General features: G+C 42.7%; 25 protein-coding genes and 1 rRNA gene. 11 read left to right on the top strand and 15 right to left on the bottom strand.

Annotation, left to right across the window (positions count from 1 at the left end; all coding sequences use genetic code 11):
• The first annotated feature begins 5 nt into the window (after positions 1–5).
• Both CH367_RS12590 and CH367_RS12585 read left to right on the top strand, forming a co-directional pair.
• Positions 6–581 carry a gamma carbonic anhydrase family protein gene (locus CH367_RS12590; RefSeq protein WP_100762863.1) on the top strand — a complete coding sequence of 192 codons (576 nt, stop codon included), beginning with the start codon at positions 6–8 and terminating at the stop codon, positions 579–581.
• A gap of 111 nt (positions 582–692) precedes the next feature.
• A complete protein-coding gene (locus CH367_RS12585; RefSeq protein WP_100762862.1) occupies positions 693–1,085 on the top strand; it encodes a hypothetical protein in 393 nt (130 codons plus the stop codon).
• 54 nt (positions 1,086–1,139) lie between these two features.
• Here CH367_RS12585 and CH367_RS12580 read toward each other — a convergent pair whose 3' ends face one another.
• The 3 genes from CH367_RS12580 to CH367_RS12570 all read right to left on the bottom strand — a co-directional run bounded on the left by CH367_RS12580 (position 1,140) and on the right by CH367_RS12570 (position 3,952).
• Complete coding sequence (locus CH367_RS12580; protein ID WP_100762861.1) at positions 1,140–1,784, bottom strand: LIC_13215 family putative lipoprotein; 645 nt, start codon at positions 1,782–1,784, stop codon at positions 1,140–1,142.
• A gap of 212 nt (positions 1,785–1,996) precedes the next feature.
• Positions 1,997–2,581, bottom strand: coding sequence for a cytochrome C oxidase subunit IV family protein (locus CH367_RS12575; RefSeq protein ID WP_100762860.1), 585 nt, complete (start codon positions 2,579–2,581; stop codon positions 1,997–1,999).
• 105 nt (positions 2,582–2,686) lie between these two features.
• Positions 2,687–3,952, bottom strand: coding sequence for a hypothetical protein (locus tag CH367_RS12570; protein WP_165783282.1), 1,266 nt, complete (start codon positions 3,950–3,952; stop codon positions 2,687–2,689).
• A 44-nt stretch (positions 3,953–3,996) separates the two neighbouring features.
• Here CH367_RS12570 and CH367_RS12565 point away from each other — a divergent pair, with 44 nt between their 5' ends.
• Positions 3,997–4,791, top strand: a complete 795-nt coding sequence (locus CH367_RS12565; RefSeq protein WP_100762858.1) for an LIC13212 family protein — start codon at positions 3,997–3,999, stop codon at positions 4,789–4,791.
• A gap of 104 nt (positions 4,792–4,895) precedes the next feature.
• Here CH367_RS12565 and CH367_RS12560 read toward each other — a convergent pair whose 3' ends face one another.
• Together CH367_RS12560 and CH367_RS12555 are read right to left on the bottom strand one after the other, a co-directional pair.
• The gene (locus CH367_RS12560; RefSeq protein ID WP_010572860.1) at positions 4,896–5,105 is read right to left on the bottom strand and encodes a hypothetical protein; all 210 of its coding nucleotides are present in this window, start codon (positions 5,103–5,105) and stop codon (positions 4,896–4,898) included.
• Between the two features lie 79 nt (positions 5,106–5,184).
• Positions 5,185–6,522 carry an MFS transporter gene (locus tag CH367_RS12555; protein WP_100762857.1) on the bottom strand — a complete coding sequence of 446 codons (1,338 nt, stop codon included), beginning with the start codon at positions 6,520–6,522 and terminating at the stop codon, positions 5,185–5,187.
• Positions 6,523–6,682: 160 nt separating this feature from the next.
• Here CH367_RS12555 and CH367_RS12550 point away from each other — a divergent pair, with 160 nt between their 5' ends.
• Genes CH367_RS12550 through CH367_RS12540 form a run of 3 tightly spaced genes read left to right on the top strand, consistent with a single transcriptional unit; the run spans position 6,683 to position 8,218 of the window.
• Positions 6,683–6,910, top strand: a complete 228-nt coding sequence (locus tag CH367_RS12550; protein WP_100762856.1) for a (2Fe-2S)-binding protein — start codon at positions 6,683–6,685, stop codon at positions 6,908–6,910.
• On the top strand, positions 6,907–7,569 hold the full coding sequence (locus CH367_RS12545; protein WP_100762855.1) for a RibD family protein: 663 nt from the start codon (positions 6,907–6,909) through the stop codon (positions 7,567–7,569). The genes CH367_RS12550 and CH367_RS12545 overlap by 4 nt, the downstream gene beginning before the upstream one ends.
• Before the next feature lie 16 nt (positions 7,570–7,585).
• Positions 7,586–8,218 carry a biosynthetic peptidoglycan transglycosylase gene (locus CH367_RS12540; RefSeq protein WP_100763016.1) on the top strand — a complete coding sequence of 211 codons (633 nt, stop codon included), beginning with the start codon at positions 7,586–7,588 and terminating at the stop codon, positions 8,216–8,218.
• A gap of 110 nt (positions 8,219–8,328) precedes the next feature.
• On the opposite strand, the gene CH367_RS12535 is transcribed toward CH367_RS12540, so the two are convergent.
• The 4 genes from CH367_RS12535 to CH367_RS12520 all read right to left on the bottom strand — a co-directional run bounded on the left by CH367_RS12535 (position 8,329) and on the right by CH367_RS12520 (position 11,294).
• Complete coding sequence (locus tag CH367_RS12535; RefSeq protein ID WP_100762854.1) at positions 8,329–8,793, bottom strand: c-type cytochrome; 465 nt, start codon at positions 8,791–8,793, stop codon at positions 8,329–8,331.
• Positions 8,783–9,628: a lysophospholipid acyltransferase family protein gene (locus CH367_RS12530; RefSeq protein WP_244284567.1), complete on the bottom strand. Its 846-nt coding sequence runs from the start codon at positions 9,626–9,628 to the stop codon at positions 8,783–8,785. The genes CH367_RS12535 and CH367_RS12530 overlap by 11 nt, the downstream gene beginning before the upstream one ends.
• Before the next feature lie 195 nt (positions 9,629–9,823).
• Positions 9,824–9,940: ribosomal RNA gene (rrf, locus tag CH367_RS12525) — 5S ribosomal RNA — on the bottom strand.
• A 79-nt stretch (positions 9,941–10,019) separates the two neighbouring features.
• Positions 10,020–11,294: a hypothetical protein gene (locus CH367_RS12520; RefSeq protein ID WP_100762853.1), complete on the bottom strand. Its 1,275-nt coding sequence runs from the start codon at positions 11,292–11,294 to the stop codon at positions 10,020–10,022.
• Between the two features lie 268 nt (positions 11,295–11,562).
• Here CH367_RS12520 and ppnP point away from each other — a divergent pair, with 268 nt between their 5' ends.
• Positions 11,563–11,877 (top strand): pyrimidine/purine nucleoside phosphorylase, encoded by a 315-nt coding sequence (gene ppnP, locus CH367_RS12510; RefSeq protein WP_010572853.1) that lies wholly within the window; start codon positions 11,563–11,565, stop codon positions 11,875–11,877.
• 178 nt (positions 11,878–12,055) lie between these two features.
• Here ppnP and gcvP read toward each other — a convergent pair whose 3' ends face one another.
• The 3 genes from gcvP to gcvT are packed head-to-tail and all read right to left on the bottom strand — an operon-like array spanning position 12,056 to position 16,515.
• Positions 12,056–14,950, bottom strand: coding sequence for an aminomethyl-transferring glycine dehydrogenase (gcvP, locus tag CH367_RS12505; protein WP_100762851.1), 2,895 nt, complete (start codon positions 14,948–14,950; stop codon positions 12,056–12,058).
• A 39-nt stretch (positions 14,951–14,989) separates the two neighbouring features.
• A complete protein-coding gene (gcvH, locus tag CH367_RS12500) occupies positions 14,990–15,382 on the bottom strand; it encodes a glycine cleavage system protein GcvH (RefSeq protein WP_100762850.1) in 393 nt (130 codons plus the stop codon).
• A 17-nt stretch (positions 15,383–15,399) separates the two neighbouring features.
• Entirely contained in the window at positions 15,400–16,515 is a 1,116-nt protein-coding gene (gene gcvT, locus CH367_RS12495; RefSeq protein WP_100762849.1) for a glycine cleavage system aminomethyltransferase GcvT, read from the bottom strand.
• A gap of 393 nt (positions 16,516–16,908) precedes the next feature.
• On the opposite strand from gcvT, the gene CH367_RS12490 reads away from it, so the two are divergent.
• A complete protein-coding gene (locus tag CH367_RS12490; protein ID WP_244284566.1) occupies positions 16,909–17,181 on the top strand; it encodes an LA_0364 family Cys-rich lipoprotein in 273 nt (90 codons plus the stop codon).
• Between the two features lie 108 nt (positions 17,182–17,289).
• Here CH367_RS12490 and CH367_RS12485 read toward each other — a convergent pair whose 3' ends face one another.
• Entirely contained in the window at positions 17,290–19,467 is a 2,178-nt protein-coding gene (locus CH367_RS12485) for a hybrid sensor histidine kinase/response regulator (protein ID WP_100762848.1), read from the bottom strand.
• Between the two features lie 266 nt (positions 19,468–19,733).
• Here CH367_RS12485 and CH367_RS12480 point away from each other — a divergent pair, with 266 nt between their 5' ends.
• Positions 19,734–21,488, top strand: coding sequence for a hypothetical protein (locus tag CH367_RS12480; protein ID WP_100762847.1), 1,755 nt, complete (start codon positions 19,734–19,736; stop codon positions 21,486–21,488).
• Here the strand turns inward: CH367_RS12480 and CH367_RS21010 are convergent.
• Positions 21,478–22,287 (bottom strand): helix-turn-helix domain-containing protein, encoded by an 810-nt coding sequence (locus CH367_RS21010; protein WP_100763013.1) that lies wholly within the window; start codon positions 22,285–22,287, stop codon positions 21,478–21,480. The two genes, CH367_RS12480 and CH367_RS21010, sit on opposite strands and share 11 nt — an antisense overlap.
• Before the next feature lie 159 nt (positions 22,288–22,446).
• Between CH367_RS21010 and CH367_RS12470 the strand changes: the two genes are divergently transcribed.
• Positions 22,447–22,854 carry a GFA family protein gene (locus CH367_RS12470; protein ID WP_100762846.1) on the top strand — a complete coding sequence of 136 codons (408 nt, stop codon included), beginning with the start codon at positions 22,447–22,449 and terminating at the stop codon, positions 22,852–22,854.
• 70 nt (positions 22,855–22,924) lie between these two features.
• Here CH367_RS12470 and CH367_RS12465 read toward each other — a convergent pair whose 3' ends face one another.
• Positions 22,925–23,422 carry a GlcG/HbpS family heme-binding protein gene (locus CH367_RS12465; protein WP_100762845.1) on the bottom strand — a complete coding sequence of 166 codons (498 nt, stop codon included), beginning with the start codon at positions 23,420–23,422 and terminating at the stop codon, positions 22,925–22,927.
• A gap of 312 nt (positions 23,423–23,734) precedes the next feature.
• Between CH367_RS12465 and CH367_RS12460 the strand changes: the two genes are divergently transcribed.
• A complete protein-coding gene (locus tag CH367_RS12460; protein WP_100762844.1) occupies positions 23,735–24,706 on the top strand; it encodes a glycerophosphodiester phosphodiesterase in 972 nt (323 codons plus the stop codon).
• Positions 24,707–24,770 lie beyond the last annotated feature (64 nt).

Below are 24,770 nucleotides of genomic sequence, written 5' to 3'. Positions count from 1 at the left end.
AAAAAATGAATATTCACGAAACCGCATTCATTCATCCGCAGGCGACTGCGATCGGTCTCGTGGAAATGGGTCCATATTCTTCCCTTTGGCCTGGGGCCGTGGTTCGCGCGGATATGAATCGTATCGTTTTGGGAGAAGGTGTTAACATTCAGGACAATACTACTCTTCATACCGATTCGAGCAGAGGGATTACGATCGGAGATTATACGTTAGTCGGTCACAATGCGATGTTACACGGTTGTAAAATCGGTCGCGGTTGTTTGATCGGAATCGGAACGATCGTTTTGGACGAAGCCGAAATCGGAGACGGTGCGATGGTGATGGCCGGTTGTATGATCCGTGGAGGAAAAAAAATTCCGCCCGGCGCAATGGTCATTCAAAAGAATGGAGAATTAAAAATCTTTGAAGGTAAGGCCAAACCCGTTTTCAGCGTGGCCGGTTGTTTGGAATACATCGCCTTATCGGATCGATTTAAAAAAGGAATTTTCGGCCCGTTCACGCCCGAAGAAGAAATTGAATTTCAAAATCGGGCTAAAGAAATTCTTAAAAGAATGGGAATTCCTTTTAGAGAATCACTATAACGTGTGCTTTATTTGACCAGTTGACGTCCTTCGAATGCGTGATGTAACTGCTTCACATGAAGTTACTAACACTAAATAAAAATTGAATGTATTTTGAATGATCTATTGTATATGAAAACAATCTGTCGACTTAAAATTACGATTATAATATTATTGATAAGCGGCAGTTTGTTTTCACAAGCAAGTATGAGCATTCATCCGAATCTTATTTTTATAGAAAAATTACCGACGGCTCGTGACGTATTGGCATTAAGAATCAATTATGTTTTTAATAACAATAAACTGCTGGATAAACGTAAGTTTTTAACCTTATTTGATAAGGCCGAACCGATTCAACCGAAGGATGAAATATTAAAAAATTGGCATTATTCGCCTTGGTGTACTATTGAATTTCTCACGAGTTCAGGAAGTTATGAACTTAAATTGTATCTGGGTGGACTCGGATTTTTAACTTTGCCAAATGGAAAAACAGGAGCGATGCTATTAGACTTGAACGGAAAGTGAAACTTTGAAACTATTTCTCTTTCCGTTCGGCTAATAATAATCCCGATTTTGGCTTTAAAGTTTAACGAACTTTCCTAAAACTTCCAGGACCTTCGGTCCTTTGGACTGCGCGTCCTTATCCAAAAAAGTTCCCGTAAAGACGTGAGCCTTTTTATCCACGATAAAAACTCTTTGATAGTTGTGGATCTTCAGACTTTTTCCGCCGACTGATTGTTCGAATCTACTTTCCAAAAGAACGGTTTCCATACCGTGGATTTTCGATTTTTTCGGAGGGTTGATCATTTCATATTTTTGAAATACGGTAGGATACAAACCGGTTACTGCGGAAACGTAATCGTCTAGGCTTATCTCTCTCGGTTGTTTGGAAAGATCTTCCATCGTATAATTGATGTTCGTATTAAACTGCGCCGCTTCCGGTGTTCCTTGCGCATATTCAAAAAGAAAGAAGTTGATTCCCGCGACATCCAATGCCTTTTTCATCGTGCCGGAATTGTCGGATTCGGCCGCAATCTTCTCGGCTTGATTGATTAAGCTCGGGTTATCGTTAAATTGCCAACCGTCGTAGTCGAGTCCAAGACCGAGCGAAGGGATTTGAACTATCTTTGCATTTGGATCTAGTGCGTGTTCCTTTTTACAAGCGAGAAGTACAAACGCTAATACGATGAAGATCGATAGAATACGAATTGGATTTTGCTTCATACGATGAATGCTCCTAAGAATTGGAAAGATTAATCGCTTAGATAAAAAAAGCCAGTCAATTTAATTCGGGAATATTGAAATAAGAGGTATTGGAGAACGAACTTTCTCTTTTTAAGGACGAATCACCGCGCGAACGCGGATGGAGCTCTACGCCGAAAATAAAAAAGCCGGCATAAAACCGGCTTTTCAAATATCGTATAATTACGATTAGTTTAGAACGCGAAAGAGATCAAAACCTTGAATCTTGTAAAGATGTCCGCCGCGGAAAATCCGAACAGAAGAAGAAGGAACAGGAAGCCGGATCCAAAGATCACTCGGTTCATCACCGTATCGTATTTAAGGTGCATGAAGTAACCAAGAACCAAAGAAGCTTTCATCGTAGCAACTGCCATCGCGATGATAACGTTCATAGCTCCGAAGTCGATTCCCGCAACCCAAACGGTTACGAAGGTAAAGAAGATCAGAGTAGCGAAAATGAGTGAGTAGGTTTTTACGGAAATGATGTGGTGAGCGCCATGACTTTCTTCAGCGTGAGCCACAGGAGCCGGTGCGCCTTTCAATTTTTCTTGGCCTTTTAAAACCGCGTCTTGAAGAGCTTTGCCGAGTTTGTTGTCTTTGTTACGAGAGATAAAGTCGTTGAGTTTATTTTCCTCTAAAATCTGAGAGAGGAAGTTAACCGCAAATCCCGCGAGAGTTGCGTTTACGATCGCTCCGGCTCCGACTACAAATCCGGTAAAAGGGATTAGAAACCCGATGCTAACGATTACATAAAGAGAGTAGTTTAAAAACAGTTCCATTTTATATCCTGAATGTGGACCGCAGAGAATGCGGATGGTTTTCCGGGCGGTAAACCGCGACCTGTAGGACATCTTGACAAGGTCTGAAAAAGCCTCAAGTACATTTCAATGGAGAATCCGTTTCCTCCATTCGGAATAAAACTTTTGAATTCGTTCCCGAGTCGTTTCCCGAGAATCTTCCAAAAAGCTGAGAAGAATCCAGGAAGCACCGTACTGTTTCCCGGAAGCGTATCGGTCCGGCGTCAAAGGAAGAATTTCCACTCCTTGAGTTCTGCCCCAAGTTGATATCGATTTCGAATATTCCGGTATGGATCGTTTTAAGGGTAAGGGGAGAATCGAAAGGTTCTCGCGGAATTCTTTTTTTGTTTCTTGGAGAATCTCGAATTTCGAAAACTCGAGAAGAATTCTTCCCATAGACCAACGATAGTTTGCTTCGCTGATTCTTTGGATTTTTTTTGAATTTTGAGAATAGAACTCAAAACCGTCGATTGCAACGGGGCCTTTGTATTCCGGTGAAAAGGTTTGGGCTAATTCTTTTGTAACGGGTTCTAGGTGTGAAGAAAGAAGATTCGATTCCTTTTCGGTAGGAAGATAGGCGCCGTTGTATTTTCCTTTTTCGTCGCAGATCTGAATCGTGCTTCCGGAAAAGGTCGGAACTCCGGCAGAAAAATCATAGAGGCACGAAAAATCATACGTTCTTTCAAACCAAGGTTCGGCGACGCAAGGAAACCAAGAAGAATCCGTTTCTAAATCAAAGTTTGTAGGATCTCCAACGCTCAAAGAATGGAACTTAAGAATTTTATGTCTTCCCGAAAAACTGAAATAAGGTTTGAGAACGATCTTTTCCAGACGTAGTTCCGACCATTCTGAAAACAAATCCGCCAAATGCGAAAGATTCTCCAGAATTCTTCCCGGAACATCCTGAAATCCGTGTTCCGACTTCCAACGTGACAAAAGAATTTTAGAATTCAATTTCTTCGAAAGATCCGCTTTCTCTGGAGAATAAAGAATTTCACCGTTGTCGTTCAAATCGGAAACGGATCCCCATTCTTCCCAAATGCGAACTGGGTCGACGGGGGAGGCTTGCAAAATCTTCTTCGAATTTCGTATCAAAATCCGAAAATCGCAGAAGCGAATTCCTCTGGACTTCCAAAAATCCATCCAACTCGAATCGGGAACTTCGCTTAAGAACATCGTAGAAGCTGGATCTCGAATCGATTGAAAAAGGAAGAATAGATTTTCCAGAGATCGATTCTTCAAATCCAATCTTTCGGGAGCGATCGAGGAGGCTTTTAACTCTTCCTCAAAAAAACCGTTGAATCTATAATAACGAGTCATAATTTCCCGAATTTTTTTAGTTTGTAAAATCAAGAACGGGGGATCAGAATTTCGATAATCTGAATAAGGGTAAATCTATGAACATCCGTATTTTATCATTTCTGACAATTCTTTCCTTAGTTGGATTGGGAGCCGCACCTAACAAGGTTTTAACTCTCGAAGAAAAGGAAGAAATGAAACAGATTGAAGCCGTACGTAAGGGCGGTTTTACGGATATAGAAGTGGACAATCTTCACGCTTCGATCGCCGGGAATATTTTAAAAATCAATAATCTTCTCGGAAACGAAACGTATAAAAAAGCGCTTCGTTATATCGAGGACGAACCTCGTGAAGCCGCGAAGTTTTTGTTTCAAGATAAAGAAAACAAACAATACCTCGAGCTCGACTTGGGTCTTGGTCAATCCTTTGCGGATTATCCGAAGACTTATCTTTACCAATCTAGAATTTATATTTATCCCGGAACGGACGGACAATCCTTGGAGAAAATCATTCTTCAGTTCAAAAGAACGAACGCTAAGGGAGAAGTTTTTATCCGAGAGATGCGACGTCTCATTAACAATTCTCCGAAAGGTCCGACTTTCTTAGGAGACGGTAAAAGAACTCCGAACAACAACAGCGAAATTCTTTTGGAATTCTTTTCCAGTCACGATACGGATTTTCTTTGGCCCGATAATCCGATTCAACCCGTTCCCGCGAGTGTAACCTCAAAATTGCACGACGCGGCCAATCCGTTGCCTTATAACAAACAAAGACAGATCATTCTTCAATACAAAAGATATATGAGAAAAGTCGATAAGATGGTAAGTCTCAAATTGCACGCGATGGAACTCGATCAAAAAAGAATGATTTCCAAAATGCTCGAGTTTCGTTGAGTTTTATTTTAAGGGAAGAAACGATCTAAAAAAGTTAAGAATCGTTTTCAAGAATCGCAGATTTATGGATTCCGTTTAAAAGCCGCGAAGTTATCGCGGCTTTTTTATTTCTTGATTAAGAAATCGCTGATGACCTTTTCTTCGGTCAGATATTTTTTATTGAGATAAGAAATGGCGTGATTGATAAAACGGGGAATTTCTTTTCCCGCGTCCAACAAATCCAATTTTGTCTGAGTCAACTCGTCGATCGTAGCCAACGCAAGTCTTCGTTGACTTTGGTGCGACTCGAACTCGTCTTCGGTTTCAAAAGCCATTCTTACTTTTTACCTTCGAGTAAAACGTATCAAAAAATCCGGGAAAAGCAAGTCATTCCCGGATTTTAAAAAGTGAGAATCAGTTTTCTTTGTAATCGATTGCGGTTTGGATTCCTCGTTCCTCATCCACTAAGAAGTTGATGAGAAGCGAAATGATAAAGAAAACACAAACCACGAGAAAGGAATTTCTCAAATCGAAAAGAACCTGCAATCCTCCTACGGCCACAAGACCGAAAGCGGCCGCGATCTTACCGGACAAACCCCAAAGACCGAAGAATTCTCCCGACTTAGATTCGGGTGCAAAAAGCCCGACGATCGCGCGGCTTGCGGATTGAGTGGCGCCTAATCCCGCTCCTGCGAAAACCGTTGTTCCTACAAAGACCCATTGTTGTGTGGTCGGAATTCCGATTCCGATTAAAAACGCGGTGAGATCCTTGACCCAATAGATCAAAAGAAGACAAAAAACCCATAAGAAAAGCGTAATGTTAAAAGTTTTCTTCGCTCCGATTTTATCCTGGATAAAACCGAAGATGATCGCGCCGACCGCCGCGAAAAGTTGAATCAAAAGAAACATAGCGATCTCGTGTTTTTCTTCGGTTTTGATTTCCTGGGCGCCATAGATAAATGCGAAGCTGATTACGATTCCTAAAGCCGCCATAGCGAAGAACAAGGATGTTAAATACAAGGCCATGTCTTTGAACTTGTGAATTTCCTTCATCGTTGCGGTTACTCTTTCGATTCCGATTTTGAGATAGGAAAGTCCTTCCGGTTTTTCCTTACCGGCAGTGTATTCTCTCAAAAGAAGAAAGGTCGGAATTCCGGCGAACAAAAAGAAGAACGCGGTATAAGGACCGACCAAACGAAGATTGTCGAAATTTGCCAAAGTTTTCGGACCCAGTGTGTTGACTAACGCAACCGCCACGATTCCTCCGAAATATCCGATTCCCCAAGCGTAACCCGAGATTTTGCCCAAGTCTTCTTTCGGTCCTAAATAAGGAAGAAAGCTCGACGCGAAGTTTTCCCCGGAAGCGAAAAAGAAATTGGAGAATATGATCAGAATGAATGCGAGCACATACTGTCCCGGAGCGATCACGAACCAAAGTGCGCCGGTGGAGATGATACAAAAGACATAACTATAAAAAAGGAATTGTTTCTTTCGTGCGGAATAATCCGTAATCGCCCCAAAAATCGGTCCCGTTACCACGACTAATAGATACGAGATCGCAAGGGCGATCGACCAAAGTAGGTTTCCGTATTCGTATGGATTTTCCTGGTTGGAGGAAGCGGGAACCACCAATTGGCTGAAAACGATTCCGTATGTGACGCTGATAATGACGGTTGTATAAGACGAGTTCGCAAAATCGAACATGCACCACCCGAGAATCTCTCGAAACGGGGCTCTTTTTATATCTTGCATGGCTTTCCTTTTTATTTTCGATCAGAAATTTCAAAAAAGGCTATTTTTCGGAAACCGGATGTCAAATGAAAACCGCAAAAAATTTCTCTTGCAGAAGATTTTCAGACTCATTAATCTGATTGGAAACTTGTTTTCTAACTGTCCAATTAAATAGAAGATTATGGATTCCTCCTTTTTCAATCAAGTCGACCTGTGTCAGCTGATGCGTCCGCGCAAAGTCTGCGTTTGCAATCAGGTTTCTGAAGAAGAGATTCTAACGTCGATCCGAAACGGCAACGATACTTTGGAAAAGCTCATGGATGATACGGGCGCTTCCACGGGTTGCGGGACCTGCATGGGTTCGGTTCGTAAACTTCTGGCTCGTGAACTAAAAGTTCCGAGAGCATGACTTCGCTTCCTAACGTTACAATCAATATGGCCATGACTCTGGACGGTAAGGTTTGCCGCCCCGACGGCAAATGGTACGGTCTTTCTTCCAGAAACGATAAAAGGAAAATGGACGAGATCCGTTCCAAAGCGGAAGTTTTGATTCTTGGGAAGAATTCCATCATCAACGACGATCCGGTTATCCATCTTCGTTACGTCGAAAACGAAAGAGATCCGCGTCCCGTGATTCTTCTTAGATCCGGAACACTTCCCGAAGACAAAAAAGTATTCCGTTTTTCTAAACAACCTCCTTTGATCTTTTGTTTAAACGAGAATTATTCCTCGGTTCGAGACAATCTATGTTCCGTCGCGGAAATCGTTCTTATCCCCGGAGACGATTTGAGTCCGTTGGAAGTGCTTAAGATTCTTTCCGAAATGGGTTACAAGGAAGTTCTTCTGGAAGGGGGACCTTCTTTGAACGATTCTTTTTTTCGATTGGATTTGATCTCGAGAATTCATCTTACGATCGTTCCGTTCTTAATCGGACAAAAAGATCTTCCGTCGATAACGGGTGGTAGAAAGGAATATCCGAATTTCGATCAAAGCCGTTGGAATCTCGTCTCTTCGGAAACATTAGAAAATGAAGTTTTTCTAATGTATGAAAAAAAGGAAGAAGTTTAGGTTTTCGTTTTCGGTCATGAAACAAAGGGAATTGTTTTATAATTTTTTTCTAAGAGTTCTTCCGATTTTTTTCGCGGCCGTTCTGATTTACGAACAATTCTTCCCCGAAAGAAAAATTTTGGTTCAACAAGATCGATTGGTCTATTTGCCGGATCAAAAGGAATCGGTTCCTCTGGAACTGGAATGGGTTCGCCTTTCCGAAATTCCGGAAGAATGGGTTTCCTATACCGTTCAGGTGGAAGACAGAAGATTTTATTCTCATGGCGGGTATTCGATTTCGGACATTCATTCTACCGTCGTTTCGTCGACGTTGTTGTTTCGAAAGATGCGCGGCGCGAGTACGATCACTCAGCAGTTGGCGCGGACTCTTTTTCTTTCTCGCGAAAAATCGCTTTCGAGAAAATGGAAAGAAATTCAAATCGCTTCCGCTTTAGAGGAAGAATTCGGTAAGAATACGATCTTGGAATATTATTTAAACAGCGTCTATTGGGGCAGGGGAATGAACGGTTTGAATCAGGCTTCTCGTTATTATTTTCGTAGAAAGCCGATCGATCTGGAAACCAATCAGTTCAAAGCTTTGATTCAAATTTTAAAGAAGCCGGACGCGTATACAAGGGAAGAAGTCGTTTTTTTGTCTAGAAGCCTTTGAGAAGTTTTAGATTTTTTAAAAATGTAGGAACTATTACAGAAGAAAAGTGGGAACTATCACAGACTTTGCGGAAGAAACGTGAAATGTAGGAACTACCACGACCACATTCTTTAAAATCTTTCGATTCTTTTTACCAATGCTCGAATTTCCTCTTCCGACAATTCTTCCTTAAAGGAAGGCATTGTTTGATTCTTTCCGTCTCGGATTGTTTTATAAATTCCTTCGCGCATCTTATCGCCTCCGAATAAGAATCCCATTTTCAATCCGAAACCTTTGAGTTTACGGGGTTTTGTCGGGAGAGATTCGGACGGAGTTCCGTCCATTCCGTGACAAGCGGCGCATTTTTGTTCCCACAAACGATCCGCTTCTGCCTCGGTCACTTTTAAATCGGAGAAAGGGCTTCTTGTTTGAGAAGTTTGACAAGTGAGTGCAATAAAATTGGTGAGAATGAAAACGAAGATGATGGCGTGTTTTGTTTTGAGCCGGGAATATTTTTCGGTATTTGAAGGTTCGATGGAGAATTTTTTGCCGTAGTTCCGACCTTTTTCGATTTTACGATGCGATTCAGGATTCATGAACGGTGGTTCCCCAGGATTTCAAATGATCCACTACGAATTTCAATAAGACTTCTTGATTCTTTTTCGAATCGTTTGTAGGAAGAAGAGGATCTCCAAATGTGATGCGGATCTTTCTATCTCTAAAAATTCTTCCGAGTTCTTTGATGATTCTTCCGTTTTCCCAAAAGTCGGTGCGAAGCGCCACAGGAACCAAAGGAACTTTCGCGCGAGCCGCGAGTTTAACCGCGATGGAATTGAATTCAGCGGGAGTAAAGTCGGTGGTTCTTGTGCTCTGAGGAAATACGATGATCGACATTCCCTTTTTCAAAAGTGCGCTTCCTTCTTCCAAAACGGCCACCAAATCTTCTCTTGGATTGGTTCTTCCGACGGAAATAGGATTTCTAGAACGCATAATCGGACCGAAAAGATTTCCCTTCGTTAAACTTTCTTTAACGACAAAGGTTACCGGTTTGTATCGGGTCACAAAGGTCGGAAGTACGAAAGTTTCCAAAGTACTCATGTGATTTCCGGCGACGACGACCGGACCTTCTACGCTGAGAAGTTTTTCGATTCCTTCCACTTGGATTTTGCCGCCGCAGTTTTCGATCAGATCCAAAATTCTCGCGGAGGATTCACACCAAGTCGGGTTATCGTAAAGTCCCTTAAGGGCCAAATCCCTACTTTTAAAAATTTCTTTGAAGTAGCCGTAATGAAATGCAATGTCCGTTTCTCGAAAGATCGAATCCATCCAAGAACGTTTTTTATCCGGCGCTGTTTGATAAAAAATCGAAAGATCTTTTTCGTATTCCAAAGGTTTGCAAAGATCTTTTCTTTGCAGTAATCGCATACTCATTCTCAGGCCGTCCTTGATACGCGCAAAGCGTGTGCGCCATTCTATTCTTACGATAGAATGTTAAACCAAAAATCTTTGTCGGATTGAAAAGAGTTCGTTTAAAGTTTTTTCGGCGAGCGCTTTGGCTTTTTATAAGAACTTAAGAATGAAAGGAAGTTGCAAAATTGAACAAAAGGATTGTGAGGGCATAAAAAAACCCGGCAACGTCCTACTCTCCCATGCAGCGAACCACACAGTACCATCAGCGATGAGAGGCTTAACTTCCGTGTTCGGGATGGGAACGGGTGTGGCCCTCTCTCTATAGTCACCGGGAATCTTGAGGACAGTGTTTTATATCCGTCCGCTTTGTCATTCTTAAATTAAAAGAATGGATGAATTTTTTAAACGGAATTCACGAATTTTCGAATCCGATTTTCTCCTCGTTTAAGCGGAGAATTTCTTCGATCGCAATTTCGGCCGCGACTAAATCCGCAAATCCGGGAGAATCCGGAAGCCAAGGCATAAGATGCCAGATTCCCAAAAGTTCTTTATCGCCGGGAAGAATGTATTGGTTCAAAGAAATCGTCTGAAGATTAAAAAGAAACGCAAGAGTTCCGTTCGAATTTTTTTCCGAATCCTTCAACGCGATCGTGAGAATGTTTTGTTCTCCGGGAAGTCGGTTGACCCTTATATGACGCATAACGTGTGTAGGGAAGAATCTTTCCGAAAACAGAAAGCTCGATAGGATCGGAAGTCTCGTTTTATATCGGATTTTCAATCCGGAAGAATTTACGGTCAACTTAAGACTTTTGGTCATCACAAACACGAAACTCAACGTGAAAATTCCTAAAAACAAAATTGAAAACGGAATCATAAAAAGAAGAAAGATCGGTTCAGCTTCTTTGATGGGAAAGAAAATCATCGCCCAAATGCCGTAAAAGATTCCGGCGACCAACGCGATCGTGATTTTTTCCTTTGTCGTTTGGCGTTTGAGCAACTCGACTTCCGTTCCGTTTTCGGTTCGATTTAACTTTAGAAATTTTGAATCCGGTTTTACGATTTCGTCGTAGGTCGCGGAGGAAGAAGGTTTAAAATTCGATTCGGATGTTTCGAAACCTTCTTTCGAATCATCCGAAACAGGAAGGGAAACTATGGATCGGAAAAGAATTAGATTTTTCTTAAATTCTTCCTTATTTGAATACGTTTCAAGGATATAAAAGGCTCCGTCCGATTTTAAAAGAAACAAATCCCAATAAACTCCGGAACCCGTTCCGGAATAAGAGGAAGAACTCGTGGTTCCTCTCTGCGATATCATTCTTTTTTTGATTTTGTAACTTATGAAATTTTCGAGGTTTATATTTACGATCGTTTGTCCGGTTTCGGAGATGGAATAGATTCCATTGACCGAATCCAATTCTTCCGTTCGAATTGCATCCTTGGTCTTTCGATACGTACGGATCGTTGAAATCAACAGAAACAAAAATGAAAAACAGAAAAATAAAATCATTCCAGGAGTTATATATTCTCCCTCGGAAAATCGAACTGCCGCGTACAACGCGGCGCCGATCGAAAACAAGATCACGAATATCAGTAGAGAGATCAGAAAACATCCGGATATTCCGGAAAAACGATACGGGTTTTGAGAAATCTTTTTTGCGCGAGAAGTTTCGAAATTCCAGGAAGACAAGTCTATCACCTCATTCGTGTTATACGATCTATCTATAAATCCGGCTTACATCCGGAAAAATGAGAACAATAAATTATTTCTTTTTTAAAGCCGGGTCAAGCAGTAAAACCGGATTTTCCGATTCCGATTTTTCACCGGATTCATAGGTTCTTAACGTTTTAAAAGTTGTATCCTTTACGCCTTCCTTTGGAAGCCTTGCAGAAAGGGCTTTTAAAAAAGCTGAAACTCGTTTTAAAACGAAATTCTTTATAAAGATCATGGAGGCCGCATGGCGCAGTTTGAGAACGTTACAATCATTAAAAAAGCGAATGTTTACTACGACGGAAAAGTAACGAGCAGAACCGTTCTGTTTCAAGACGGAAGCAAAAAGACTTTGGGGATTTTAATGCCCGGCGAATACGACTTCGGAACCGACGAAAAGGAAATCATGGAAATTCTCGACGGAGAAATGCTCGTGAAACTTCCCGGACAGGATTCTTGGAAAGAAATCAAGGGCGGACAATCCTTCGAGGTTCCGGCAAAATCGAGATTTCAAATGAACGTAAAGACAATCAGCGACTACTGCTGTTCTTATATCGCTTGAGAATTCGTTTCAAGTTCATAAGAATTTTTGAATGGATGAGAATGTAATTCTTTCCATTCTCGATTTGAAGTTATAAAAAAGCCGAGGATAACCTCGGCTTTTTATGTTTCACGATGTCCGTTGAAATCGGCGGAAGAACCCGGCTCGTTTTCAAAATTCTTCGACTTCGTTTAACAAATCACTGATAACTTTCGATCGGAAGACAGGAACAAATCAGGTTTCTATCCCCGTACACGTTATCCACTCTTCCCACGTAAGGCCAGAATTTGTGATCCTTCAACCAAGAAGCGGGATAAGCCGCGCGTTCTCTCGGATACAGATGATCCCAACGATCCGAAGTCACCATTGCCGCAGTGTGCGGAGAATTCTTCAGCGGGTTGTCCGTTTTGTCTAACGTTCCGTTCTGAACGTCCAGGATCTCCTGATGAATCAAAAGCATCGCTTCGCAGAAACGATCCAATTCTTCCAAGGATTCGGATTCAGTCGGCTCGATCATTAAAGTTCCTGGAACCGGAAAGGACATCGTAGGCGCGTGAAATCCGTAATCGATCAATCGTTTTGCGACGTCTTCCACTTCGATCCCTGCGGTTTTTTTGAAAGGTCTTACGTCGAGAATACATTCGTGAGCGACAAAACCGTTCTTCCCTTTGTAAAGAACCGGATACGCTTTTTCCAAACGTTTTGCGATGTAGTTCGCATTTAGGATGGATATACGAGTCGCGTTCGTAAGCCCTTCGGAACCCATGAGAGCTACGTAAGTCCAAGAGATCAACACGATACTCGCGCTTCCCCAAGGAGCCGCAGAAACCGCACCGTGTTCGTTTCCGGTTGTGTTGTCCACAAGCACGTGACCGGGTAAGAATGGAACGAGATGTTTTGCAACGCCGATCGGTCCTACGCCGGGACCGCCGCCTCCGTGAGGTATGCAAAAAGTCTTATGTAGATTGAGATGACAAACGTCCGCTCCGATTTCACCCGGACTTGTTAATCCGACTTGAGCGTTCATGTTCGCTCCGTCCATATAAACCTGTCCGCCGTGAGTGTGTACGATCTGACAGATTTCTTTTACGGATTCTTCGAAAACTCCGTGTGTGGAAGGATAGGTAATCATCAAAGCGGCGAGATCGTCTTTGTGTTCTTCCGCTTTTGCTTTGAGATCATCAAGATCCACGTTTCCGTTTGGATCGCAGGAAACTACGACAACTTTAAAGCCGGCCATCGCCGCGCTTGCAGGATTGGTTCCGTGAGCCGAGATAGGAATCAGACAAACGTTTCTGTGAGATTCTTTTCTGCTTTCGTGATATCTGCGGATCGCTAAAAGACCCGCGTATTCTCCTTGAGAACCCGCATTCGGTTGCAGAGAAACTCCCGCAAATCCCGTGACTTCGCAGAGCCATTTTTCGAGTTGTTCGAAAACGAGTTTATAACCTTTGGTTTGATCCGCAGGTGCAAACGGATGAATCGCTCCGAACTCCGGCCAAGTAACCGGATACATTTCGGTGGTTGCGTTGAGTTTCATCGTACAAGAACCGAGAGGAATCATCGAAGTCGTCAAGGAAAGATCTCTGGACTCCAATTTGCGGATATAACGAAGCATTTTCGTTTCCGTATGATGCGATTGAAAGACCGGATGAGACAAAAAGGAAGAATTTCTTTTTAAGGATTCGGTAATATTCCCCGAGCTCGCGAAAAGATTTTCGAGATCCGCGTTCTTCACTTCGAAAATTTCGAACAAATCCTTGATGTCTTCCGAATTTACGGTTTCGTCTAACGCGATCCCGATTCTTCCGTCCTTGTATTCTCTTAAATTGATCTTTTTAGCGCGGGCCTTGTCGAGAATCCCATTCGCTTTCGCTCCGGCTTGAATCGTAATCGTATCGAAGTAAGAATCGTTGGTGATCGTAAAACCCGCCGACTTCAACGCGTCCGCAAGAATCGCCGTAAACTTATGAACACGAGTTGCGATATCTTTCAAACCTTCCGGTCCGTGATAGACCGCATACATGGAAGAGATCACCGCGAGTAAAACCTGTGCGGTGCAAATATTGCTCGTCGCTTTGTCTCTACGAATATGTTGTTCTCTGGTTTGTAAGGAAAGTCTGAGTCCCGGATTTCCCTGAGAATCTTTGGAAACTCCGATCAATCTTCCGGGCATACTGCGTTTGAATTCGTCCTTGGTCGCAAAAAAGCCCGCGTGTGGTCCGCCGAATCCGAGTGGAAGCCCGAATCTTTGAGACGAACCGACAGCGATATCCGCGCCCATTTCTCCCGGAGATTTGAGAAGGGTCAGCGCCAAAAGATCCGCGGCAACTGTGGAAACCGCTCCCACGTTATGCGCTCTTTGGATGAACGAAGTATAATCGATAACCTTTCCGTCGGTTGCGGGATATTGAAGAAGAACCCCGAAAAAATCCTCGTTGAGTTCGATGGTTTCGTGATTTCCGATCACAACTTCGATTCCGAGAGGATTGGCTCTGGTTACGACTACGTCTACGGTTTGAGGATGACAAAGTTCCGACACGAAGAATTTTTTAGCGGTTTCATTCTTACGAACGGAATAGGCGAGAAACATCGCTTCGGCCGCCGCGGTTCCTTCGTCAAGAAGGGAAGCGTTTGAAATTTCAAGACCGGTAAGATCGATGATCATCGTTTGAAAGTTCAAAAGAGCTTCCAAACGTCCTTGAGAAATCTCCGCTTGATACGGAGTATAAGCAGTATACCAACCCGGATTTTCCAAAATGTTTCTTTGAATCACACCGGGAACGATACAAGCGTTATAACCGGTGCCGATATAAGAACGAAAAACCTGATTTTGAGAAGCGATGAGTTTTAGATCCTGAAGAATCTTGTGTTCCGTGGAGGCCTTCGGAAGATCCAAGGGTTTCTTCGATCGAATTCCGGCGGGAACCGCCTTGTCGATCAATTCTTCCAGAGAAGAAAGTCCCAATTCTTTCAGCATTTCGCCGGTTTGACTCGGATCCGGTCCGATATGCCTTCTTGGAAAGGTATCCAACGGATCTAAGCCGACCTTTTCAAGATTTGTTTTGGTTTGGTTCTGGAGAGTGGAGTTCATGTTCACCTGCTTCTAAATTCTATATATTAGACTTTACTGTTATTCAAGTCCGGCTACGAGGGTTTTGTATTTTTCGGGACTCAGAAGTTTTTCCAGTTCGGAAGTTGAAAAACCCTTCACCTTGATCATCCAGGAATCGAAAGGTTTCGCGTTTACGTCGCCCGGATTTTTGGACAGAGCCGGATTGGATTCGATCACTTCTCCGCCGATGGGAGCGTAAAGATCCTCGGCCGCCTTAACGGACTCGATGGTTCCGAAGGTTTCGAATTGTTTAATATTCTTCCCAGCTTTCGGAAGATCCACGAATACGATGTCGCCTAACGCGGATTGAGCGAAGTCCGAAATTCCGATGAGGGCGGTATCGCCTTCCACTTTTACCCATTCGTGTTTTTCCGAGAATAGATAACCTGCCGGTGCCTGTGTTTCTGCCATGATCCGTTTTTTCCTGTTTAATTTTTTCTGATACTGCCTGGAATAAAAGGCTTTGTAGTAATGATAGCTTGTTTCGGCTGTTCGCGGATTTCAATCTGAATCGGCTCGCCGTCCTTGATTTTTTCGGTTCGAATCAAAGCCAATCCGATTCCCTTTTTTAAGGAAGGAGAGAATGTGCCGGAAGTCGTTTTGCCGATTTCGTTTCCTTCGGAATCCAACACACGAAAATTCTCCCTGGGAACTCCCGCTTCCGTTAATGCGAACGCGACAATCTTGGAACCCGCGCCGTTTTTCTTTTGAGAAAGAATTTTATCGGACGAAAAGTAAGAATTCTCCTTCTCCTTAACGATCCAACCGATTCCCGATTCGATCGGAGTCCACAAATCGTTGAGTTCGTGTCCGTAAAGAGGATACTTCGCTTCGATTCTCAGAGTGTCGCGCGCACCGAGTCCGCAAGGAAGCAGTCCGTACGGTTTTCCGAATTCCAAAAGTTCATTCCAAAGTTTTAATCCGATCGGAATGGTGGAATAAATTTCGAAACCGTCTTCGCCGGTGTAACCGGTTCTGGAAACGATGATCTCTTCGCCTTGATGATTCAATAATGCGAAGTGATAGTATTTAACGGAGTCCAATTCTCTGTTTAAGAATTTGGAAAAGATTTCATTCGCTTTAGGACCTTGTAATGCGATTTGATGCCAACGTAAACTTTGATCGTCGACTTTTACGCCCGAAGCAGGAAGATGTTTGAGTAGGTGCGCGTTCACCGCTTCGTAGTTCGATGCGTTTGAACAGATCATATATTTTTCAGGGGAGAATTTGTAGATCGTTATGTCGTCCACAAGTCCGCCTTGTTCGTTCAGGACCGCGTTGTATTGAACCTGAAAATCGGAAAGGGAAGAAACGGAATTGCACGTAACGGATTCCAAAAAGTCGAGAATCGCTTTCGGTTCTCCTGTAACGAAAATTTCACCCATGTGGGAAACGTCGAAAAGCCCGGCGGCTTCCCGTGTGGCGTTGTGTTCCGCGATAATGCCGGAATATTGGACGGGCATGTCCCAACCCCCGAACGGAATCATTTTGGCGCCCAGGGCGCGATGGGTTTCGTAGAGCGGAGTTTTTTTATCTTGGGACATAAGGCTTTCCGGGTACCAATTTTTACTACTTCCGTACCGGGACAAATGGATTTTTGGGTAAAAATTTCGGTTCAAAGGGCGTTTGGGGCCGTTTTCTTGCCCTTTAGATTTCTTTTCATCGGAGAATGGGGGCTTTTCAGTTTTTTCACTTTTTTTTTCGGGGAAGAATTATCGTTCGCTCTATAAAAAGAAACAAAGCGATAGTTTGACATAAAATTAATGATAGACAGGGTGTTCGCGATTTTGAAATAAATATTTCCTTTTCAGATTCGGAGCACATTCTGTTTTTTAAATATTCTCATTCCATAATGTGTCTTTTATTCAATTATAAGGTGAGCAGGGGATGATTTTGTAATTTATTGACTGGATTTTGATTTCTTTAAGATTCAATACATGAATAAAATATCACTCATCTTATTAAGTATTCTTTTGGGAATTTTGGTTCACTCTTGCGACGATCTTTCTCCTCGCGAAAAGTGTTTGGAAAATAACGCGTGTAACAATAGAGCGCAGGCTTGTTTTTCGGGTTTTATTGTCGTATCGGGAGCTACGTCTTCGTTGACAAATTCAACTCCTAACAGCCAAGAAATCGCGAATCTGGCCGTTACTTGTAACGCTTTACAGAAAGCCTGCGAAGCGGATTGTAACCAAAAACATAAGTATTAAAAGGACGAAATTACGTTGATTGTAACGTTTTCGGCGTCGGAACCACGGCGCCGAAATTTTGAAACGTCGTTTTAACGGAAGTATAAAATAGATTATTAAATCATTCTTTTATAATGTTTTTATGATTTCCTGAACGATCGTCTGAACGGCTTCGATTTTATAAGGTTTGTCCAAAACGTTTTTTACACCTTGTTCGAGAAGCTTTTCCTTTTTTTCCCTTTCGATATGGCCCGAGGTGATGATCACCTTAACGGAAGGATCGAATTTCTTCAGTTTCGTAAAAAGAACGTCGCCGCTCATATCGGGCATTCCCAAATCTGAAATAACCAAATCGATTTTGTTTTTCGGGTCTTGATAAATTTCCAAAGCGTGATTACCGTTGTTCGCGGAAAATACGCGGCAACCGGACAATTCCAAAATATCTTTGAGAACGTCCAGAACCATAATCTCGTCGTCCACGATCAGAATGTTCGCGTCGATTTTGGTTTGTCTTTTGATCGTTTCGGAATCGATCGCTTCTCCGGCGGCAACCGCCGGAAAGTATAAGGAGAATTTTGTTCCTCGGTTCGGAAACGATTCCACGTCGATAAACCCGAAATGATTTTTAGTGATCGTGTCCACGATCGAAAGTCCTAAGCCGGTTCCTTTTCCTCTTTCTTTGGTCGTAAAGAACGGTTCGAAAATTTTCGACTTGGTTGCGGAATCCATTCCCTTGCCCGTATCGATTACGTGAATACAAACGTATTGAGACGCGCTTCCGGATAAGAATTTTTTTCTTACGTCTTCTCCCGAGATCGTGGTTTCTTGAATCGTTATCTTTCCGCCGTCGGGCATCGCGTCTCTTGCGTTTAAGGCAAGGTTTAGAATCACCTGATGAAGATGTCCGCTGTCCCCGAGAATGATTCCGTTTGCGAGATCAATCTTCGTTTCGATCGTAATGTTTTTCGGAAGAGAAAACGCGAGAATGTCCGTGACTTCCTTGATAATATGCGAAATGGAAACCGGCTTGAGTTCGGACGAACCGGGACGAGAAAAAAGAAGAAGTTGTTTTGTGATCGATCCGCCTCGTTTGGCCGCTTCTATGATTCTGGTTACGTGTTTGTTTAGATCGGAATTCTTATCGATCCTTAGTTCCATAACCTCCGCGCTTCCGAGAATCATCGTCAATAAGTTGTTGAAGTCGTGCGCGATTCCTCCTGCGAGCAAGCCGACGCTTTCCATCTTTTGCGCCTGTCTCACGATTTCCTCCGCGATCTTTCTTTCGGAAATGTTTCGGACGATTCCCTGCAGATAACCGTTTTCCAAATATCTTGCGTTGATTTCCACAGGAACGATACTTCCGTCTTTGCGAACCAGTTTTCTTTCCGATAAAACGTGTTTTCCCGCTTTTAGATCGTTCACACGAAGAGGTTGTTTTTTTAGATCGTCCGGATCGATCACGTCCCAAAGATGAAGTTTTAAAAATTCTTCCTTGGTATAACCTAACAACGCACAGCCGCTCGGATTGATCTCGACGTATTTCCCTTCCTTATCGGTGAGGAAGATCGTATCCGAGGCCTGTTCTACAAGAGAACGATAACGCGCTTCGCTTTCTGTTTTTAAATCTTCGATTCTTTTTCGTTCGATCGCAATGCCCGCGATATGCGCCAAAGAATGGATCAATCGAAGATCCAAATCGGAAGGTTTTTTCGGTTCGTAATAATAAAGGGCGAAGGTTCCCAATACTTGTTCGTTCGGAGAGAGGATCGGGTGAGACCAACAGGCTCTCAGATGAAATCGATTCGCGATATCCACGTAATCTTCCCAAAGCGGATCATTTTGTATGTCTTCGACGATCGTCAGTTTTTTCGTATAAGCCGCGGTGCCACAGGAACCGACTTTCGGTCCGATTTTTTCTCCGTCCACTAACGCGCAGTAATCCTTGGGAAGACTCGGAGCGGCTCTATGTCTTAAAGTGGTTCCGTCGTTATCCAATAAAAGAATACTCGCATGAATATTCGGTCTGTATTTTTCGATCGCTTCGGCAAGGGTAAGTAGAATATCGGAGAGCGACTTACCTTCGGAAAGTTCTTCGAAAACTTGGAAGAGGTGATCCAAAAGGAGTTCCACTTTTCTTTGTTCTTCCAGATCGAATGGGGTCAACTTGCCTTTGGATAAGAATAAGTTTCGGAGTAAATTTCTTATGAATACGATGGGTGAGATTAAGAATGCGAAAAAAGTTTCAAAGGACGAGGACGCCGCTTCTTTTTTCGGGAATGTCGCAGTATCGATATAATGATGAATCATAATGAACCACTTTCAAGCCTATCGTTTATACTTAGGTGATGGAAGAAGATGGGAAGAGGCTTTTCCTCACCGATTTAAAACGGATTACAGAGAAAAAACGATACCACAGAATCTTAAAAAGGAAATCTTAAAGATAAAATAAGGATTATTTCCGATCGGAAATTTCGTGAATCGGATCGGTTTAACATTTATCTCATTAAAGCGAATTCTCGGATTTGATTAATTCTTTGCAAAGAATGTGTTTTTAAGTCCAATTGTAGAAAATTATGAGTTGTTTGTTCTGTAAAAACGGTGAAAAAACTTTTTTCCGAAGGGTGACCTTGACGGAGGATCGGTATTCCTACGATTTTCCGATCCGGGACATCGTGGAACATTCCACCCAGGTTTTTCCCGATATTTACCGATGCAAAACCTGCGGAGAATTTTGGGTGATTCAGAGTAGGGGAACGGGCGATCCGAGATCGACTTATCCAGAGTTTTACGTTCAAGAAGCGAAGCTCTTGGAAGGAAAGGAAAAGGATCTGGTTCAGGATCCGACTCTTGCCAAACTTCTGGAAGTCCGATTCGATGAAAATCGGATTCTTCCCTACGACTTCGCGGTCTCCTGTCTTCAAAAGATAGAACTTAGAGAAAGAGAAACATTAAAAAATCTGTATATTCAAAAATCGACGAATCTTGATTCCTCGATTAAATACTGGTTGGAGAAATGGTTTTCCGAAAATTTCCCGAAAGAACACAAGGGAATTTTTGAAAAAGGATTTCACCAAGGCGCGGTCGCTCTTCTAACACTTCCGGAAGAAACGAAAACGATCGAAAGTTGTAGCATCGACTCGGATAAAATCGTTCTTTGGACCGAAAATAAGGAAGGCGAGAATTTTTTATCCGGGATCGACGTCGGGGACGGAAGTATATTATGGAAAACGAAAGTTCTTCCTCCGTTCAAAACCGGACCTAAGATTCCGATCCTATTTTGGAAGTCCGGTTATCTGTGTTCCTTTCACGGAGTTCAAGAAACTTCGTTTTCGCTTTTGGATCGTCCGGACGTTCTTCTGATTCACGATTTAAACGGAAATAAAGCGGGAGAATTTTCTCTGCAACTTTCCTGCTACGAAGTCGATCCGACCCGAGAAAGGGATTTTTCGGAATGTAGAACCGTTCATAATTTCGAAGTTACGATTTTGAACCACGTATTGTATTTCCCAAAAAACAAATCGGTCGTCGCATACGATCTGCTGGAACAAAAAGAACTATGGACCTTGGATCTGCCCGGTCTCGAAATTTTTTCGGGGAAGGTTCTTTTTGACGGAGAAGGGAATTCGGTCTTCTTCGCGTTGAAAGGAATTTGTGTTTTCGATTCCGAACGCAAACTCAAGGCGTATTGGAAATCCTCTGCTCATCCGGTTTTTATAGACGAATATCTGAATCTATTCTATTATTATGCGAAGATCGAAAACCCGCAGAGAAAAAGGCGGATCGAATTTAAGGACAAAAAGGAAAGCGGAGTCGAACTCATTCATTTTTTAAATTCTCCGCCGTTGGTCTTTGAGGAAGGTTATCTTTTTTGTTTCGGTTACGATAAATCGTATATTACGAACTTGGAATTTGATATTCTCAAAACATACGATAAAACCAGCACGGATATTTTGGGACCTCACAAAAGCACCAATCCGATTTTCCCTTCCCTTGTTGTCGAGGATCGGATCGTATTCGCGGAGGATTATCGACACGTAACGATTCTAAAACGAAACGGAGAATTCGTATCCGAATATCCGATTCAAAATCCTCTCAAAAATTTTTTCACATTCGACGGAAAAAATATCGCGATCGTCGAATCCATACACGACGGTTACGGGTCCGAAAATCAGTTTCGCCTTACCGTTTTAGGACCGAACGGAGAATTGAAAAAACAAATCTTGTTGCGAACCATGGACGGATTCAATATCTGTTTCGACGCGTATCTCACTTTCGTATATAATTCTTCCCTAATGAAGATCGATCTTGCGAAGGATTCTAATTCTTAAACTTTAGATTTTTTGAATATTTTTCGGGAGAGATTCCGATCATGGACTTGAAGTCCTTGATAAAATGCGCCTGATCGAAATAACCCAAGTCGAGCGCAAGTCCGCTACCGTCCACATTCTCCCCGTTTTCCAATCGTTCCGCGGCCTCGTGCAATCTGTATCTTTGAATCACCCACTTCGGTGTGACCCCCACGTAACGACTGAACAGACGTTGTAACGTTCTCAGGTTCACTCCGACTTTTTGAGCTACGTCTTCCGCGCGTAGAATTTCTTTTTGATCCAGAATGAGTTGAACCACTTCTTGAATCCAAGGTATGTTCGTGTCGATTTCAGGAAGTCTTTCGAACAGAATCGACTCAGTGATTTCGATCCTTTGGTCGTTATCTTTCGCGCTGAGAATGGAATGTTCAAGTTTGGAAACGTCCACCGAGAAAACGGATTCGATCGGTATGGAACGATTGGTAAGGGTGCGAATTGGTTTTTGAAAAAACGGATAGAACGCTCCGGGTTTGAATTTGATTCCCCAGACAAAACCCTCGTCTTCGAGAAGATGGGAGAATTTTCCTTCGATGATTCCTTGGATTCTGGATTGGCCTTTTTCAAAAACGATATGTATGCTCGGATGCGGGAGGGTTTGCGCAAGATACGGTTCTTTTCCTCTCAGATCCCAACGAACCGTCCAGTGATGTTCGATCAAAGATTGAAGACGTTCACTCGGGAGATAACGCGCGTGTTCCGAGTGAATTTGGGTATTCGTATTCTTTAATACTCCTCTTGGTTTGTCTTTTTTTTCATTCATAACTTTTTTGAGAATATATGACATATTTTGGCAACTTTCTTATGATATACTTTTTTCAATGAATTCCTTTTTGATCGGAAATTCTTTCAAACGGAATTCGTTAGGATTTAGACGATCCGATTTTTGGAAACAAAATTCATATCATTCAGGAAGTTGAATATGTCTTTGAAAAAATATACCGGAAGTTGTCATTGCGGTAAAGTAAGTTACGAGGTCGATTTGGATCTTTCTCAAGGAACGGGGAAATGTAATTGTTCCTTTTGTTCCAAAGTAAGAAATTGGAGCGCTACGGTAAAACCGGAAGCCTTTCGATTGATTACCGGAAAAGATGAACTGGGAAGTTATCAATTCGGAACGAAAAGTGCGACCCACAAATTCTGTAAGAATTGCGGTGTGAGAACGTTTACCGAAGGTTATATCGAGGAAATCGGCGGTAGTTTTGTGAGCGTTAGTTTGGCGACCTTGAACGATTTGGAAATTTCGGACTTGGTTACCGCGCCTCTTTGGTATGCGGACGGTCTTCATAACAACTGGAGAGAACAACCTGCAGAGATACGACATCTCTGATACGAACTTCCGCTTAACAAAATCCAAAATCGAAACCGTTCCTGGTTTTGTTAAGCGAAGTCGGTTTAAATTATTCTTTCAGAGCTTCCAAGCCGTTTCGTGCGACTTGTCCGTCTTGAGCCGAAGTTCCGCCGGAAACTCCGATCGCTCCCGCGATCTTTCCGTCGATTAAAATCAATTCTCCACCTTCCAGAGGATATACTCCGGGAAGTCCGAGGATTCTGAGTCCCATTCCTCCGGCCGCAACGGAATCTTCCATCGCCTTAGTCGGTCTTCGGAAGTTGTTCGCACATTTCGCTTTTCCCTGCGAAATGTCGATGGAACCGAATTGAGCTCCGTCCATTCTTTCCAAAAGAATCAAGTTTCCCCCGGAATCTACTACGGAGATCACCATCTTCCATCCGTTCTTCTTTGCTTCCGCTTGCGCTTTGAGAACGATCTTCTTTGCCAGATCCAAACGGATCGGGTTTCCGTAATCCGGGAAGACCGGTTGACTTTGACTCATAACACTCCTTGGGTTTATCAGAAAGATACAAACCGCCGCGACGATCCACAATCTTGTGTACATAGAATTCTCCGTGTTCGTAAAATTGATGTTTGGTGAAATCGAATTGTAACGATCCGATCGATCGATTCAAACGAGTTCTTGAATGTTAGTTTAACCTTTTGGGATTTGAAACTGAGGTCGATCTTGCGAATGAATCGCGTCGATCGAGGTGGGTGTTTTGCGAAACACAAAACCGTTCAAGAGAAGATTCCGAAGAAGACTCGGAATCTATATTAAAAAAAGCATTTGTTCTTTTGTTTGTCAAGTAATGTAGAAGGAATTTATAAAAAAAGCTTTTCCGCAATCCGAAAGTAAAAAGTATTCTGCGTTAAGATGAGTTCAAAATTCAAAGTTAGATTTCTTTTAGAGACAACGTTCTTATTCGTTTTTTGTATCGCGGTTCATTCGTGTTCCAGCGCGCCGATCGTAAACAAACCCTTGGATGGAAGTTTGGATTTGCAAGGTCATCGAGGAGCAAGGGGTTTAAAACCTGAGAATACTTGGCCCGCGTTTGAAGAAGCCGTTCGATACGGGATGACCACATTGGAGTTGGATACCGTTTTGACAAAAGATCGTAAAATCGTAATTCATCACGATTCCGAAACCAATCCTACGATCTGCCAAAAGAAAGACGGAACTCAAATCACGTCGACTTCCTTATACGAACTTACCTTGGCGGAATTGAAACAACTCGATTGTGGAACCAAAAAAAATCCGAAGTATCCGGAACAGGTTCCCGTTCCAGGCACGGAGCTGATCACGATCGAAGAATTTTTTACGCTCGTCGCCGATTTGGAAAGGAAAAATCCGAAACAACCTAGGTTGAGATTCAACATTGAAACGAAGTTTCCAAACGACGATAAGGCAAACCTTCCCGCGGACAAAGTAAGGGATCACGTAAGTTTATTGGTACAAGCGGTTGAAAAAGCGAAGGTCGTCGAGCGAACTACGATTCAATCGTTTTACGTTCCGGCGTTGCCGATCGTAAAAGAAAAAAATCCGAAGATTAAGACGAGCGCACTTTTTTCCTTAACGTATTTTCAAGGTGCGATGATGAAACTCGGATTCGGAAACGGAACGCGTCAAAACGCTCTCGAAAAAACCTTGGAAGTAAAGGCGGATATCATTTCTCCTTATTTCCTATACGTAACGAAAGAATTCGTGCAGGAAGTTCATTCCAAAAAAATTTCCGTGATTCCCTGGACCGTAAACGATTCGGAAGAAATGAAACGATTGATCGAAGCGGGAGTGGATGGAATTATTAGCGATTATCCCGATCGATTGATCCAGGTTATTCAAAAATAAGAATATTCTAAAAATATTATATTTAAGAGTGACGAGCCAATTGCGACCGACAACGGACAAAAAA

Origin of the sequence: Leptospira barantonii, from assembly GCF_002811925.1 — a bacterium.
Lineage (GTDB): Bacteria > Spirochaetota > Leptospiria > Leptospirales > Leptospiraceae > Leptospira > Leptospira barantonii.
This window is presented reverse-complemented; position numbering and strand designations above follow the sequence as displayed.